We start from the raw sequence: 14,659 nt of genomic DNA on the forward strand, positions 1-14,659 counted from the left end.
GGATCAGGCGGCAGCCCGATCCTGCGCCACTTCCCTCGGCACATTGAAGCGCTCGACGATCGCCGCAAGCGAGCGTGTATCGCCGGCAAGGCCGGACATGCCGGCGGCCGTCTGCGAAACCGCTTGGCGGTTCTGTGCCGTCACCTGCTCCATCGCGTTCATCGAACGGCTGATATCTCCGAGGCTTGAGGATTGCTGGTTGGCGGCAGCGGCGATCGAGTGGATATGGTCGTTGATGCGGGTGACCTGTTCGGCGATGCCGGAAAGCGCCGCACCCGTCTGCTGCACGAGATCTACGCCGTTCGCGACCTCGACACCCGACTTGGTGATCAACGCCTTGATGTCCTTGGCGGCGTTGGCGGAGCGCTGCGCCAGTTCGCGCACTTCCTGTGCCACAACCGCAAAGCCCTTGCCGGCATCCCCTGCCCGGGCCGCTTCCACGCCGGCATTCAGCGCCAGCAGGTTCGTCTGGAAGGCGATCTGGTCGATGACATTGATGATGCTGGAGATTTCACGGGAAGCCCCTTCGATGCGCTCCATGGCGGAGACTGCATCCGAGACGACGGCGCTCGACAGATCCGTGCTGCTCTTGGCCTCCGTTGCCATATGCGACGCCTCACCGGCGCGCGCCGTGGAACTGCGGATCGCCTCCATCATCTGGCCGACGGCCTCCGTGATACGCTCCAGCGCGGCGACCTGGCTTTCCGTGCGCTCGGCCATGTCGCGAGCGGCGGCATCGACATGGGTGACCTTGCCGTCGATCGAACGGGCGTTGGACGACACGGCGGCGATGGTTTCAGCGAGACGGCGCACGGAGGTGTTGAAATCCACGCGCAACTCGTCAAGCCCATCCGAGAATTCATGGTCGATGACCGTCGACAGATCACCGGCGGACAGCCGTTCAAGGGCTGCGCCAAGCGTTTCGACCGCCTGCTGCACCTGCCGCTGCTGCTCGGCCTTCGCCTGTTCCTGCGCCTGCTGCTCGCGCGCCGTGAACTCGCGGCTTTCCGCGCTGGAGCGCTCCAGCGCATCCTTATCAAGGGCTGCGGCGCGGAAGACGGCGACGGAGCGCACCATGTCGCCGATCTCGTCGGCGCGGTTTTGCTTCGGCAGGACGATTTCTGTATTGCCGGCGGCAAGCTCGGTCATCGCCTTAACGAGCTGGTGGATGGGTCGGGTCAGCGCGCGGGAGAAGATGGTTGCGGCAAGGATTGCCAGGCCGATGATCGCCGCCGTGAGGCCAAGCACGATCAGCGTGCCGCGCATCAGGCCGGCCGTCGCCTCGGCCTTGGTGATTTTCGCGATGACCGACCAGTCCGTGCCGCCGAAGGAGAGCGGTGATGCGGCGGCGTAGAGTTCCGCGCCTGCGGCATCCGCGATCGTGCCGTGGGTCTCGCTGCCGACCGGCAGGCCCGTTATGTCGAGCTGCGTCTTCAGTGCATCCGGCTCCGGCGTGCGGGCGGAATCGGTGAGAACCGTGCCATCGGCGCGCACCAGAACCGTTTCGCCGGTCTCGCCGAGGCCCTTGCTGTTGCCGAAAATGGTGTCGATCTTGGCGTTCGGCACGCGGATCGCCATGATGCCGAGCGTGCGGCCGTTCATGGTGATGGGGGCAGCAATGAACGCCGCCGGCGTGCCGCCGAGCGCGGCATAGGCGGAGAAATCGGAAAAGACGATTCCGCCGGGCTCCTTGAGTGCCAGCGCGCCCTTGAAGGCAGCCGTCAGACCGCTGTCCTTGTAGGTGCCATCAAGCAGATTGGTGCCGAAGTCCTCGGCCTTGGCGACCGAGTAGAGCACGTTGCCCTTGGGGTCGATCATGTAGAGATCGGCGTAACCCTGCGATTCCAGATGTTTGCGGAAGGTCACGTGGTACTGCTTGTGGGCGCGGTCGAAATTGTCCTTCTTCGCGGTGTCGAGCAGGAAACGTGTCGCCGGCGGGTTCGGGTTGTTCGTGATGTAGCGCTCGTGCAGCTCTTTCGCCGGTTCTTTGCCGAGTGCGCCCCAGGCGCCGGCAAAGCCGTAGAAGGCCTGTGTCGTCGGCATGGCCGTGGAAAGGCTGAGCAGATCGAGCTTCATCCCCTCCAGATAGGTGCGGGCCTCGTTGCGTCGTCCGTCGGCGGTCGCCTCCAGCTTCTGCATCACCTGTTCGGTGACCGTATCGGCGCTAACGATCAGCGACACGGCGCTGGCGGCACCGATGGAAAGAAGCGTGAGCACAGCGGCAGCAAGGGGCAATTTCCGGGAAATCCGCATGACAATCCGTCCGATGGCTCAGGCAACTCCGGCAAACGTGCGGAACACGGTTTTGCGTTCGGACTTGCGACACACAATGAGAGCGATTCCGGCTCATCCGGAGAGCAGACAGCGTCATGCCCGCGGAAAAATCCGCGGCTGCCAGGGAACGGTAGCTGAGGGTGGTTTACCTAAGGTAAAGCTTATGTCGTAGGATTTTTGTTGAAAAAGCCCGACGCGGACCTTGGGAGTCGCACGTCGGGCAAGCAGCAGGGTTATTGGCTCTCACCCTGCGGGGAAGTCTGGTGTCGACCAAGGAGGTAGGCCGGCACCATGAAAAATCAATCCGAGCGGCCGCCGCGCAGATGACGGCGGGCGCGTTCGCGTGCCGCAATCGTCAGGTGCAGGCCGGCATCGGAGAAGAACGAGGAGGTCATGACCTCCCGAACGTCACTCCGGCACAGCCCCATGTCGAGGAGCTGATGATCGTCGAGTTCGCTCAACCGGTTGATCAGGCGGCGATTCTGCCAAACGCGCGCAAATCTGTAGGTGGCGTTGCGAACACGGTCGAAGAGGCTCGGGGCCGGACGGCGCGTTGCGAGGATATCGATTTCCAGTCTACGGTCGATCATGCGCATGGCATTTCTCCTTTCCGGCGCGGCGATCCATCGTCCTCGATGGGGTTTCGCTCGACACCCGTGATCGTTCGCCACCCGCAGGGACGGGTGACGGTTTACAGGTCAAGTCTTGGGAAGAGCCGTGCCGGGAGGTCGAGGCGAAGCGGCAGATCCTGTCGAACGATCGACCGGCGGACGGATCAATCGTTCAACAATTGCTTTTTCGCAGAATCTAATTGATCAGTCCAACGAATGTTTCTAATAGTATCAATCAAACAATCTTATGGGTGCCGTTATGTCCGCTCCGTTAGACATAGACCAGCTTCAGACCTTCGTTGCGATTGCCGATACCGGAAGCTTCACGCGAGCCGCCGAGCGGGTCTTCAAGACCCAGTCGGCCGTTTCAATGCAGATGCGCCGCCTCGAGGAACGTATCGGCAAGCAGCTCTTCATGAAGGACGGCCGCGGCAACCGGCTGACCGCCGAGGGCGAGCGCCTGCTCAATTATGCCCGCCGCATGATGCGCCTCAACAACGAGGCCATCGCCGCCTTCGACGACAACCGTCTCGAGGGCACGCTGCGGATCGGCACGCCGGATGACTATGCCGACCGCTACATGCCGGAAATCATCATGCGGTTTGCCAAGACGCATCCGAATGTCGAACTCTACATCGTCTGCGAACCATCGGTGGACCTCGCGGAAAAGATGGGCAAGGGCGAACTCGACATCGCGCTCGTCACCCACAATCCACGCCAGCGCCAGTCCGATGTCGTGCGGACGGAACCGCTCTGCTGGGTCATGTCGGCCAACCATCCCCTGCCGGAAAATGCGCCGGTGCCGCTCGCTGTCGGCCGGCGGGATTGCCAGTGGCGGCAGATTGCCTGTGCGGCACTCGATTCCGTGGGGCGCGATTATCAGGTGTTGTTCACCAGCTGGTCGTCCACCGTCGTCGCCGCCGCCGTGATGGCGGGCATGGCCGTCTCGGTCTTGCCGGAATCGGCCCTGCGCCCCGGCATGAAGGTGCTGACCCAGGCCGATGGCTTCCCGCCTCTCGCCCCCGTGCAGATCGGCATCATGCGGCGGCCGGGCCTGTCTCCGTCGCTCTCCAATGCCATTACCAGCCATATCACGGCCTGCCTCGACAACATCACGCCGCTGACGGCGAACGATGACCTGACCGAGACCGAAGTGAAGGTCTTCCCACGCATCCAGCGGCTGCGGCAGAGCAATATTCTGCCCGGATGGTAACGCAGCTTCCCCTCGACGGCATTCCCGCGCGCAAGGCCGGGCCGTCCACTGTGAGGATCCGCCTTGCCCGCGAAGACGAGGTCGAGACGCTCCGCCAGATCGAGCGCTCGGCCGCGCAGTCCTTCCGACTGATCGAGGCATTGTCCTGGCTTGCCGTCGGCGACGTGCAAGACGCCGAGCGGCATCACGAACTCCTCGCACAGGGAACAAACTGGGCAGCGGTTGGCGCGGACGATGATCCCGTCGGCTTCCTGAGCGCGGAGGTCGTCGGGCGCGACCTGCACATCTGGGAGCTTTCCGTCGACCACCTGCACCAGGGCTTCGGCATCGGGCGCCAGTTGATCCAGCACGCCATCGATCACGCCGCAGCGCACGGCCTCGATGCCGTGACGCTCACCACGTTCCGCACCATCCCGTGGAATTGCCCCTATTACGAGCGGCTCGGTTTTCGCACGCTGGACGAGGCCGAGCTGTCGCCACGTCTCGCGGAGGTGCTCGATCTCGAAGCCGAGCACGGGCTGGCGCGCGACACCCGTTGCGCCATGCGTCTGGCGGTCGACGGCTAGAGACAGAAAAGCCCCGGCGTGCTGCCACGCCAGGGCCTTCCTTTCAGAAAACGCGTGCGATCAGTCGTATGTCGCCTGCTTGCCGTCGAAATAGATGGTGTTGGCTTCGCAGATATTGATCGTCGTCTCGTCGCCCTTGATGCTGGAGCCGTCTTCGGCCTCCCAGGTGACGTAAAACTCGATATCGCATCCACCCTCGTAGTTGAACTCCATGTTGGCGGTCTCGCCGCCATCCAGCTTGAAGTTCATCCAGTTGGAGCTCCATTCGCCGCCCTCACCGGTGTAGAAGCCGTCGATGATGTAGCCGGAATCGTTCTTGATATCGAACTTCATGCCGGCGGCGGAAACGGCCGGGGCAGAAAGAAGCAGCGTCGCGGCGGCAAAGGCAGCGATCGATTTGATGGCGATAGACTTCACGGAAATGATCCTGTTTGAACAGTGATAAAATCGCTCGCCTGATGCCGCAATATTTTGCTTGGCCGCATGCTCGCAATGGTTTTGTTGCCCCTTAAGAAACGGGGCCGGACTCACCCGGAGCCCGGCCCCGTTTTCTCAAACGGCTCAGTCATTTGCTTTATTCGGGTGTGCACTCGCTAAACGAGATTCGCCCTCAAAAAGTCCACCGTGCGCTGCCAGGCGAGGTCAGCTGCGGCCTTGTCGTAGCGGGCGGCCGACGTATCGTTGTTGAAGGCGTGGTTGACGCCGTCATAGACGTGGATCTCGAAGGTCTTGCCCGCCGCTTCCAGCGCCTTGCGATAGGCGTCGATGCCGGCATTGATGCGTTCGTCAAGCCCACCGTAATGCATCATCATCGCCGCCTTGATCGCCGGCACGTCTTCCGCCGGCGGTTGCGCACCATAATAGGCGACACCAGCCTTCAGCTCCGGCGATTTGGTGGCGAAGCGATTGACGAGGCCGCCGCCCCAGCAGAAGCCGATAGCGCCGACCTTGCCGCTCGCGCCGTCGAGCTCGGTCAGGAATTTCAGGCTCGCCTCTGCGTTCGCCACTGTCACCGCAGGATCGAGCTTGCCGATCATCTCACGCGCCTGGTCCTCATTTTCAGGCGTGCCGCCCGCAGGTGACAGGAAATCGGGTGCGAGCGCGATAAAACCTTCGAGCGCCATGCGGCGCGCCACATCGCGGATATGCGGGTTGAGGCCACGGTTCTCGTGGATGACGATGACGCTGCCGAGCGGGCCGGCCGCGTCCTTCGGGCGTACCAGATAGCCCTTCATCTCGCCGGAACTGCCGCCATAGACGACATCCCTCGCAACGACACGGGCGTCATTCGAGACGATCATTTCGGCGTTCGCCGAATTCGCCGCCAAGAGCGGGGCAATGACGGCTGCGGCAGCGCCCGAGCCCGCAAGCGCCGTCAGGCGTTCCATGAAGCGGCGGCGGTCGAGCGTCAGATGGGTATACTCGTCATAGGCGTTGATCATCGCCTGCGTGATCTGCGGCTTGTCCATGGCGGATCCTCCGGGTTTCTAGCCGGAGGATAAGATAGGCCGCCCGATTGCGAGCGCGGAACACAACTGCGTTACTGCGTGCTCAGGTGAAGGCGAGCCAGACGCCGAGCCAGATCCACAGCAGGCCGACCACCGCAAGACCCGCGATGAACAGCGGACGGCGATAGCGGATGCGGTTGCTGGTGACATGCACATAGGCATGCGCATAGCGCAGCGCGACGAACAGCCAGCCACCGGCGACGGTCACCGGATTGTCAGCATCGACGAGGTAAAGCAGAATGCTCACGGCGTAAAACAGCACCGGCAGTTCGAACTGGTTGGCGAGGCAGTTCTTGACCACGAGGCTTTCGGTCGGCTCCTCACGGTTTTCGCGGAATTGCTCGACGCGTGCGCTTCCGTTCTTGACCGCGCCGACGCGGCGGAACGAGAGCAGCAAATAGAGGCAGAAGACGAGCGCGACATGCGCGATCATCGGCCAGATCGTGGCTTCCGTGGGAGACATGGTAATCCTTCGGCTTGTCGTTTCGAACCGGTTTAGGGGTTTCCAGTGGAAGCCTCAACCCGAAAGACCGTCACGACAGGCCGAAGGATAGGCTGTTACTGCGCTGTCAGGGTCTCGGTACCCGAGCCGTCCTTGCCGCTGATCGTCCAGGCGCCTTCGAGCACGCCATCGCCCTTCACCTTGTAAACGATGAGGCCAACGGCATCCTGCAGCACGTAGCCCGCCGCGAAGGCGTCTTCGTAGAGCATGCAAATGCCGTTCGAGGTGGTGCCGTTGGTGGTCCACTCGATCGAGCAGGTGGTCTCACTCGTCAGAGCGATCGTCGCCGTACCGGTATAGGCCGAGCCATCAAGGTTCGTGCCTTCGACGGTGTAGGTTCCGGCGTTGACCGTTTGTGCCTGCGCAGGCACGACCAGCCCCAGGCCCAGAAGGGCGCCAGCCAGTATCTTTTTCATGATGTCCCCCAGATGAAACCGGCGAGATTGCCGGTGTTCCGATCCTAGCGCATACGTAGAAAAACGGAACAGGAATCGAGCGGCCCGGAAGACGAAAATGCCCGGCAAAGCCGGGCATTCGAAGGCATATCGACAAGCGCCAAACGATCAGACGGCGCCCGGATAATTCGGGCTTTCGCGGGTGATCGTGACGTCGTGCGCGTGGCTTTCGCGCAGGCCGGCACCGGAGATACGCACGAAGGTCGCGCGCTCCTGATACTCCTTGAGATCCTTGCCGCCGACATAGCCCATGGAAGCCTTCAAGCCCCCGGCGAGCTGGTGCAGCACGCCCGAGACCGGGCCCTTGTAAGGAACCTGGCCCTCGATGCCTTCCGGCACCAGCTTCAGCGTGTCGCGCACTTCCGCCTGGAAGTAGCGATCGGCGGAACCACGCGCCATGGCACCGACCGAGCCCATGCCGCGATAGGCCTTGAAGGAGCGGCCCTGGTAGAGGAAGACTTCGCCCGGGCTTTCATCCGTACCGGCAAGCAGCGAGCCGACCATGACGGCTGAGGCGCCGGCGGCGATGGCCTTGGCCAGGTCGCCGGAGAACTTGATGCCGCCATCGGCGATGACCGGGATGTCGGCGGCGTGGGCGGCTTCGACGGATGCCATGATGGCTGCAAGCTGCGGCACGCCGACGCCGGCGACGATGCGGGTGGTGCAGATCGAGCCCGGGCCGATGCCGACCTTGACGGCGTCCGCGCCGGCATCGATCAGCGCTTTGGTGCCATCGGAGGTGGCGACGTTGCCGGCCATGATGCGCACCGAGTTCGACAGTTTCTTCACGCGGGCAACGGCATCGAGGACGCGCTGCGAATGGCCGTGCGCGGTATCGACGACGATCAGGTCGATGCCGGCATCGATGAGCCGTTCGGCACGCTCGAAGCCATCGTCGCCGACGGAAATCGCGGCGGCGGCCCGAAGCCGGCCCTGCGCGTCTTTCGAGGCGTTGGGGTTCAGCTGCGACTTCTCCATGTCCTTGACCGTGATGAGGCCGACGCAACGACCGTCACCGTCGACGACCAGCAGCTTCTCGATGCGGTGCGTGTGCAGCAGGCGCTTGGCTTCCTGCTGGTCGACGCTTTCCTTCACCGTGATCAGGTTCTCACGGGTCATCAGTTCGTAGATCTTCTGCGTCGGATCCGAAGCGAAGCGTACGTCGCGGTTCGTGAGAATGCCGACGAGGCGGCCGGCCTTGGCATTGCCGCCGTTTTCCACGACCGGGATACCGGAAATACCGTGCATCTTCATCAGCGACAGCGCGTCGGCAAGCGTGGCGTCCGGGCTGATCGTGACCGGATTGACGACCATGCCGCTTTCGAATTTCTTCACCTGGCGGACTTCTTCGGCCTGTTCGGCCGGCGTCAGGTTGCGGTGGATGACGCCGAGGCCACCGGCCTGCGCCATGGCGATGGCGAGACGGCTTTCCGTCACGGTATCCATGGCGGAAGAGATGATCGGCAGGTTGAGTTCGAAGTCGTGCGCGATGCGGGTGGCGATGTTCGTCTGGCCCGGCATGACCTCGGAGTGACCGGGCTGCAGGAGAACGTCGTCGAAAGTCAGGGCTTCGAGACCGGTTGCGGTTTCAATGATGCGCGCCATAGGCCAAGTTCCTTTTAGGGTAAAGCTTACGCACCAAGGGGAACATTGGGAGATGTCCACCTCGGTCGCTTGCAAGAAATTCTTGGAAGTTGGCGAGGGCTGGTAACACGTTCATGACGGATTGGAAATAGCAAAAAGCCCGGAAGCGGTTCCGGGCTTTGCTCACGCACAGGCCGGTGCGTCAAATATCGAACTGGTAGCTCACCGGCACGAAGCGGTAGCCCTCGCCGCCCTTTTCGACGAAACCGGCGGCGGGGAACGGCATGTGGTAGCCGATGAAGGCGAGCTTGTCGGTCGCGATCATGTCGAACACCTTCTTGCGCGTGACCGCGGCCTGCGCCTTGTCCATGTCGAAACGCACCTCCCAGTCCGGCCGCTGAAGCGACAGCACATAGTGGTTTGCCGTATCCGCCGTGAGGATGATCGCCTTGCCTTCCGATTCGACACGGAAGATCATGTGGCCGGGCGAGTGACCGAAGGCATCGAGACCGATGATGCCGGGCACGACCTGGCCCTCGTTCTCGATGAAGGTCAGCTTTTCGGCGAGCGGCTGCACCTTGGCCAGCACACCCTGATGGCCCTGCTCGGCCGGCGTGCCCATGCGCTCCGGGTTGACCCAGAAATCATATTCCGTGCGGCCGGTAACATAGCGCGCATTCGGGAAGGCCGGTTTGCCACCCTCCATCAGCCCGCCGATATGATCGCCATGCATGTGGGTGATGACGACGATGGAAATCTGGTCCGGGGTGTAGCCGGCATATTTCAGCCCTTCGGTGAGGCGCCCCATGCCCGCATCGCGACCACCCTCGCCCATGCCCGTATCAAACAGCACGACCTCCGAGCCGGTGTCGACCAGCGTCGGCGTGAAGCTGTTGACCAAGGTGTCGGCAGGCAGAAAATTCTCGGTAAGCAGCGCGCCAACCGCGTCGGCCGACTGATTGAGGCCATAGGTCTCGTTCGGGGCGCCGGAGGGGCGTATGCCGTCGCGCACCGTCAGGATGCGAAAACTGCCGAGCTTGAAGCTGCGGGTCTCGAGGGGGCTTACGCGCATGTCGGTGGCGTCACTCTCGGATTGGGCGAAAACGGCCGCGCGGTTCAAAACCAGCGGCGCGGCCAATGTGCTCACACCCGCGGCCAGAAACAAGGATCTGCGCGAGATTGTCGAATGGTCTCCCATGGGTATATCCCTTTTTGTGAAAGCTGCACCGCCGTTCTAGAGGCCGGCGTCGGCATGAAGATGACACGCGGGAATCTAGGGCGCTGTCACGATCCGGGCACGCCGCATCACGGGCTTGTGATGCTTGAGGCAAATCCTCACGATTTGACAGATCGCAACGAGGGGCGCAGAAGACGGGCGGGCCCGCGCGCTATCTTTTGTTTCGCAGTTCCGGACGCAAAACCGTTGCACACTTTTGCTGGAACTGCTCCAGGACCTCCGACCCCGATTGCCTGATGAACCGAATCGTTCCCCTCATCCTCGCCGTCGCGCTCTTCATGGAGCAGATGGATTCCACCGTCATCGCTACGTCGCTGCCGGCGATTGCCGCCGATCTCGGCGTGGGACCGATCACACTGAAGCTGGCGCTCACCTCCTACATGGTGTCGCTCGCGACCTTCATTCCGCTCAGCGGCTGGATGGCGGACCGCTTCGGGGCGAAACGCATCTTCCGGCTTGCCATCCTCGTCTTCGTCGCCGGCTCGATCCTCTGCGCCGTGGCCGACAGCCTCGTTGCCTTCGTCGTCTCGCGCTTCCTGCAGGGCATGGGTGGGGCGATGATGACGCCCGTCGCCCGCCTCGTGCTGGTGCGCAGCACGTCGCGCTCCGAGCTGGTCTCCGCCATGGCGTTGCTGACCATTCCGGCCCTCGTCGGCCCGCTTGCCGGCCCACCGCTCGGCGGCTTCATCACCACCTATTTCTCCTGGCACTGGATCTTTCTGATCAACGTGCCGGTCGGCATCATCGGCTACATCCTTTCCGGCATCTACCTGCCGGAAATCCGCGCCGCTGCCCCGCCGCCACTCGACTGGACCGGCTTCTTCCTGAGCGCTGTCGCCGCCTCCGGCACAATGTTCGGCCTCTCGGTGATCAGCCTTCCCGCCCTGCCGCCGATCATCGGCATCGCCGCGACCGTCATCGGGCTCGCCTGCGGTGTGCTCTATGTGCGCCACGCGCGCCGCCACCCGACGCCGCTGCTCGACCTAAAACTCTTCCGCGACAGCGCGTTCCGCGCCGCCGCTATCGGCGGCACGCTGTTTCGCATCTCGGTTGGCGCAGTGCCCTTTCTGATGCCGCTGATGCTGCAGGTCGGCTTCGGCCTGTCGCCCTTCCAGTCCGGCCTCGTCACCTTCACCGGCGCGATCGGCGCCATCACCACAAAATTCATCGCCAAGCGTGTGCTGACCTTCGCCGGCTTCCGCACGACGCTGATCGTTGCTGCCATCTGCGGCACGGTGCTGACCTTCGTGAACGGCTTTTTCACGCCGGCCACGCCCTTCTGGTTTATGGCGCTGGTGCTGCTGGTCGCGGGCCTTGCGCGGTCGTTCTTCTTCACCAGCGTGAACGCGCTTTCCTTTGCCGACATTTCCGACGAGGACGCCAGCAAGGCGACCTCGATGACCGCCGTGCTTCAGCAGATGAGCCTCGCCATGGGCGTCGCGGTCGCCGGCACGATCCTCGAAATCGAGACGTCGCTCACCGGATCGCCGCTCGAACTGCGTGATTTCCAGATCGCCTTCATGGTGATTTCGGCCATCACCATCACTGCCGTCATCCCGTTCATCACCATGGCAAAGAACGCCGGCGCCGCCGTCTCCGGCCACCGTCTGGTGGCACCGGAAGGAGAAACGGCCGCGGTGAAGTAGGAAGAGCTATTCCGGCTTTTCGCAGACGGCGGCGATCTTGTTGCCGTCGTGATCACGAACAAAGGCGGCGTAGAAGCTTGCGTGGAACGGGCGCAGACCCGGCGCACCTTCGTCCGTGCCACCCTGCGCCAGCGCTGCGGCATGGAAGGCGTCGACGGCGGCGCGGGTGGGCGCGACGAGGGCAATCGTCACGCCATTGCCGAACGTCGCGGGCTCGCGGTTGAAGGGCTCGACCACCCAGAAGCGGCAGCGCACATCGTCATCCGCCCCATAGCCGATCTCGCCCGGCACCTCCTTCTGCCTGATATAGCCGAGGAATGGCAGCACGGCATCGTAGAAGCGGCCGGCGCGAGCGAGGTCGTTGGTGCCGACAGTGGTGTAGAGAAGCATCAGGCGTCCTCTTCCGTGTCCGCCGCCTCGTCCCTCGCCTTGCGGCCTTTAAAGCCCTTGGCGAGCAGGAACATTTCCACCGATTCGGCGCGCGAGGCACCGGGTTTCACATGGATGACCTGCCTGAAATTCTGCTTGAGCATGTTGAGGAGATCACGCTCCGTACCGCCCTGGAAGGTCTTTGCCAGGAAATGCCCGCCCTCGGCCAGCACCTCCACGGCGAAATGCGCGGCAACCTCGCACAGATGCATGGTGCGTATGTGGTCCGTCTGGCGGTGGCCGGTGGTCGGCGCGGCCATGTCGGACACCACGAGATCCGGCGTGCCGCCGACGGCTTCGATGAGCTTTGCCGGGGCATCGTCATCCAGAAAGTCCATCTGGAGGACGCGCACACCTGCCAGCGGGTCCATCTCCAGGAAGTCGATCGCCGCAACACGCGGGTCGGCATCCGTCGAATCGGTCACCTTGGCGGCGATCTGCGACCAGCTACCGGGGGCAGCACCCAGGTCGATGATGCGGCGGGCGCCGGCAAGAATGTTGTGCTTCTCGTCGATCTCCAGCAGCTTGAAGGCCGCGCGCGCGCGGTAACCCTCGAGCTTGGCGCGCTGCACGTAGGGATCGTTGATGTGGCGTTCGAGCCAGCGGCGCGAGGACGCCTTCAGCTTGCCCTTCTTGACCTTCTGGCCGAGTTTGCGGCCAGTGCGGTTGCCGGCGACGGGGGGCTTGCTCATGATGCCTGTCCTTCGGGCTTTGCCGGATTGCGGGGGCCGCCGCGATGGTTGCGACGGTGGCGGCCGCGGCGCCAGACGCCGTCATCAGCCATCATGTCGGTGAGCAGGCCTTCGCGCAAGCCGCGGTCGGCGACGCGCATGCGGCGCGACGGCCAGCGTTTGCGGATCGCCTCCAGAATGGCGCAACCGGCCAGGACGAGATCCGCGCGGTCCGGCCCGATGCAGGGATTGGCCGCACGGGCGGAAAAATCCCAGGAGAGAAGCCGCGCCTGCATGGCCGAAACCTCGTCGTCCGACAGCCAGACGCCATCCACCCGGCGGCGATCGTAGCGCGGCAGGTCAAGATGCACGCCGGCAAGCGTCGTGACGGTGCCGGAGGTGCCGATGAGGTGGAAATCCTCCGGTGCGTGGATTCCCTCGCCCGGGCAATCGAAGCCCGCCAGCATGCCTTCGACTTCGGAGACCATGTTGGAAAAGCCTTCCGGCGTCACATCGCGCCCGCCATGGCGTTCGGACAGCGTAACGACGCCGACCGGCAGCGATGTCCAGTGCGTGATGTGGTTGGCAAGCCGGCTGGAGCGGTTGTCGCCGATGCGGATGACCGCGATTTCCGAAGAGCCGCCGCCGATATCGAACAGCACGACCGACTTGGCTTCCCGCCCGACGAGCGAGGAGCAACCGGAAACGGCCAGGCGCGCCTCGGTCTCGCGGTTGATGATTTCGAGGTCGAGCCCGGTCTCTTCCTGCACGCGCTCAAGGAAGGCTTCGCCGTTCGTCGCCGCGCGGCAGGCTTCCGTGGCGATGAGGCGCGCGCGGCGGATGTTGCGGTTCCTGAGTTTGGTCGCGCAGATCTTCAGCGCCTCGACGGAGCGATCCATCGCCTCTTCGGACAGCCGGCCACTGGCTGCGAGCCCCTCGCCCAAGCGCACGATGCGCGAAAAGGCATCGACGACGCGAAACTGTCCGGGCCGTGTCGGCTGGGCAATCAGCAGCCGGCAATTGTTGGTGCCGAGATCGAGCGCCGCATAGAGCGGCGCGTCATAGACGTCGCGCTCCGCAAAATGGTGCGGGGCATCCCGCCGGGGTTCCTGGGATGTGGGGCGCCGTTCGACGACGGGCTCGATCGCCGGCGAAACGACCAGGGCATCGGCTGCGGCTGGCGGCGTGGATTTCCGTCCACGCTGCTTGCGCCGGGCCGCCTTGCGGCCATCCGCCTGGTGCTGGTCTTGCTGCGAGGCTTCCCGCTGGCCAACGGGCGTGAGCGGTCGCACGTTTCCGCTCACGGCGCTCTTTCCGTGTTTGCGACGCTTGTTCCGGCGCGCATTGTTGCCGCTCACGTCGGCTTTGGGGCGCTCGGCGACAGCGGATAAACCGGCCGCCTGGCCTGCGGACGGGGAAGCGACAGAGGAGCTTGCGCCCTTCTGCTTTCCCTTGCGGCGGCGCGACCGCTTCGGTCGCGCGCCATTGTCCGCATCTCGCGCCCCGGAAACGGGCGGCTTTTCGCCGCTGTCGGGGTCGTTCACGTTACTTGCCTATGGCGCCGCGCAAAGCTGTGAAGCTGCAAGCAGGCGCTCTCTCGATCTTCGTTGGCGCGACATTACCAGCGCCCGGCCCGTTCGCCAAATTCTTTTTGTGACGCGGCGGCGACAGCCGGGCCCGCAAAAGGCCGAGGCAATTTTCTCGAAAAAACCATTTGCATCTCGCCGCCGTTTGTTTATAAGCCCGCCTCACAGACGCCGGCCAAGCCGGGACCGTTATGCTGGGGAATAGTTCAACGGTAGAACGACGGACTCTGACTCCGTTAATCTTGGTTCGAATCCAGGTTCCCCAGCCAATCTTTTCCCAAGTACTCCCCCATCACACCGAAGACGATTTGCGGCGCATTGCAATTGGCGTTTGAGGCTCTCACAGTGATGAAGATCACTGGGAAATCTAGGGCGGC

At 63.6% G+C, this 14,659-nt stretch carries 14 protein-coding genes and 1 tRNA gene; 4 read left to right on the top strand and 11 right to left on the bottom strand.

The window, feature by feature from the left end; translation table 11 throughout:
• Positions 1-3: 3 nt before the first annotated feature.
• Together AC1RT2_RS08545 and AC1RT2_RS08550 are read right to left on the bottom strand one after the other, a co-directional pair.
• Entirely contained in the window at positions 4-2,253 is a 2,250-nt protein-coding gene (locus tag AC1RT2_RS08545; protein WP_493101081.1) for a methyl-accepting chemotaxis protein, read from the bottom strand.
• Positions 2,254-2,573: 320 nt separating this feature from the next.
• Positions 2,574-2,870 (bottom strand): DUF1127 domain-containing protein, encoded by a 297-nt coding sequence (locus AC1RT2_RS08550; protein WP_493101083.1) that lies wholly within the window; start codon positions 2,868-2,870, stop codon positions 2,574-2,576.
• Positions 2,871-3,144: 274 nt separating this feature from the next.
• Between AC1RT2_RS08550 and AC1RT2_RS08555 the strand changes: the two genes are divergently transcribed.
• Complete coding sequence (locus AC1RT2_RS08555; protein WP_069061497.1) at positions 3,145-4,098, top strand: LysR substrate-binding domain-containing protein; 954 nt, start codon at positions 3,145-3,147, stop codon at positions 4,096-4,098.
• A complete protein-coding gene (locus AC1RT2_RS08560; protein WP_493101085.1) occupies positions 4,092-4,664 on the top strand; it encodes a GNAT family N-acetyltransferase in 573 nt (190 codons plus the stop codon). The genes AC1RT2_RS08555 and AC1RT2_RS08560 overlap by 7 nt, the downstream gene beginning before the upstream one ends.
• Before the next feature lie 60 nt (positions 4,665-4,724).
• Here AC1RT2_RS08560 and AC1RT2_RS08565 read toward each other — a convergent pair whose 3' ends face one another.
• From AC1RT2_RS08565 to AC1RT2_RS08590, 6 genes are all read right to left on the bottom strand, one after another.
• Complete coding sequence (locus AC1RT2_RS08565) at positions 4,725-5,081, bottom strand: hypothetical protein (RefSeq protein ID WP_493101087.1); 357 nt, start codon at positions 5,079-5,081, stop codon at positions 4,725-4,727.
• Between the two features lie 176 nt (positions 5,082-5,257).
• A complete protein-coding gene (locus tag AC1RT2_RS08570; RefSeq protein WP_493101089.1) occupies positions 5,258-6,133 on the bottom strand; it encodes a dienelactone hydrolase family protein in 876 nt (291 codons plus the stop codon).
• Positions 6,134-6,215: 82 nt separating this feature from the next.
• Positions 6,216-6,635 carry an MAPEG family protein gene (locus tag AC1RT2_RS08575; protein WP_069059720.1) on the bottom strand — a complete coding sequence of 140 codons (420 nt, stop codon included), beginning with the start codon at positions 6,633-6,635 and terminating at the stop codon, positions 6,216-6,218.
• Positions 6,636-6,730: 95 nt separating this feature from the next.
• The gene (locus AC1RT2_RS08580) at positions 6,731-7,090 is read right to left on the bottom strand and encodes a hypothetical protein (RefSeq protein WP_150129935.1); all 360 of its coding nucleotides are present in this window, start codon (positions 7,088-7,090) and stop codon (positions 6,731-6,733) included.
• A gap of 147 nt (positions 7,091-7,237) precedes the next feature.
• Entirely contained in the window at positions 7,238-8,734 is a 1,497-nt protein-coding gene (gene guaB, locus AC1RT2_RS08585; protein WP_069059722.1) for an IMP dehydrogenase, read from the bottom strand.
• Between the two features lie 181 nt (positions 8,735-8,915).
• Entirely contained in the window at positions 8,916-9,911 is a 996-nt protein-coding gene (locus AC1RT2_RS08590) for an MBL fold metallo-hydrolase (protein ID WP_493101092.1), read from the bottom strand.
• A gap of 275 nt (positions 9,912-10,186) precedes the next feature.
• Here AC1RT2_RS08590 and AC1RT2_RS08595 point away from each other — a divergent pair, with 275 nt between their 5' ends.
• A complete protein-coding gene (locus tag AC1RT2_RS08595; protein WP_493101094.1) occupies positions 10,187-11,596 on the top strand; it encodes a DHA2 family efflux MFS transporter permease subunit in 1,410 nt (469 codons plus the stop codon).
• A gap of 6 nt (positions 11,597-11,602) precedes the next feature.
• On the opposite strand, the gene AC1RT2_RS08600 is transcribed toward AC1RT2_RS08595, so the two are convergent.
• Genes AC1RT2_RS08600 through AC1RT2_RS08610 form a run of 3 tightly spaced genes read right to left on the bottom strand, consistent with a single transcriptional unit; the run spans position 11,603 to position 14,240 of the window.
• Positions 11,603-11,986, bottom strand: a complete 384-nt coding sequence (locus AC1RT2_RS08600; protein ID WP_493101096.1) for a VOC family protein — start codon at positions 11,984-11,986, stop codon at positions 11,603-11,605.
• A complete protein-coding gene (locus AC1RT2_RS08605) occupies positions 11,986-12,717 on the bottom strand; it encodes an RlmE family RNA methyltransferase (protein ID WP_493101098.1) in 732 nt (243 codons plus the stop codon). The genes AC1RT2_RS08600 and AC1RT2_RS08605 overlap by 1 nt, the downstream gene beginning before the upstream one ends.
• Positions 12,714-14,240 (bottom strand): Ppx/GppA phosphatase family protein, encoded by a 1,527-nt coding sequence (locus AC1RT2_RS08610; protein WP_493101100.1) that lies wholly within the window; start codon positions 14,238-14,240, stop codon positions 12,714-12,716. Before AC1RT2_RS08610 ends, AC1RT2_RS08605 begins: the two co-directional genes overlap by 4 nt.
• A gap of 237 nt (positions 14,241-14,477) precedes the next feature.
• On the opposite strand from AC1RT2_RS08610, the gene AC1RT2_RS08615 reads away from it, so the two are divergent.
• Positions 14,478-14,551, top strand: a tRNA-Gln gene (locus AC1RT2_RS08615).
• The last annotated feature ends 108 nt before the right edge of the window (positions 14,552-14,659 follow it).

The organism is Shinella sp. GW821-FHT11G07, from assembly GCF_058808115.1.

Excerpts from the sequence above, each read along its gene's own strand:
- AC1RT2_RS08545 (WP_493101081.1), bottom strand. The coding sequence starts at position 2,253 with ATGCGGATTTCCCGGAAATTGCCCCTTGCTGCCGCTGTGCTCACGCTT.
- AC1RT2_RS08550 (WP_493101083.1), bottom strand. The coding sequence starts at position 2,870 with ATGCGCATGATCGACCGTAGACTGGAAATCGATATCCTCGCAACGCGC.
- AC1RT2_RS08555 (WP_069061497.1), top strand. The coding sequence starts at position 3,145 with ATGTCCGCTCCGTTAGACATAGACCAGCTTCAGACCTTCGTTGCGATT.
- AC1RT2_RS08560 (WP_493101085.1), top strand. The coding sequence starts at position 4,092 with ATGGTAACGCAGCTTCCCCTCGACGGCATTCCCGCGCGCAAGGCCGGG.
- AC1RT2_RS08570 (WP_493101089.1), bottom strand. The coding sequence starts at position 6,133 with ATGGACAAGCCGCAGATCACGCAGGCGATGATCAACGCCTATGACGAG.
- AC1RT2_RS08575 (WP_069059720.1), bottom strand. The coding sequence starts at position 6,635 with ATGTCTCCCACGGAAGCCACGATCTGGCCGATGATCGCGCATGTCGCG.
- AC1RT2_RS08580 (WP_150129935.1), bottom strand. The coding sequence starts at position 7,090 with ATGAAAAAGATACTGGCTGGCGCCCTTCTGGGCCTGGGGCTGGTCGTG.
- guaB (WP_069059722.1), bottom strand. The coding sequence starts at position 8,734 with ATGGCGCGCATCATTGAAACCGCAACCGGTCTCGAAGCCCTGACTTTC.
- AC1RT2_RS08590 (WP_493101092.1), bottom strand. The coding sequence starts at position 9,911 with ATGGGAGACCATTCGACAATCTCGCGCAGATCCTTGTTTCTGGCCGCG.
- AC1RT2_RS08595 (WP_493101094.1), top strand. The coding sequence starts at position 10,187 with ATGAACCGAATCGTTCCCCTCATCCTCGCCGTCGCGCTCTTCATGGAG.
- AC1RT2_RS08600 (WP_493101096.1), bottom strand. The coding sequence starts at position 11,986 with ATGCTTCTCTACACCACTGTCGGCACCAACGACCTCGCTCGCGCCGGC.
- AC1RT2_RS08605 (WP_493101098.1), bottom strand. The coding sequence starts at position 12,717 with ATGAGCAAGCCCCCCGTCGCCGGCAACCGCACTGGCCGCAAACTCGGC.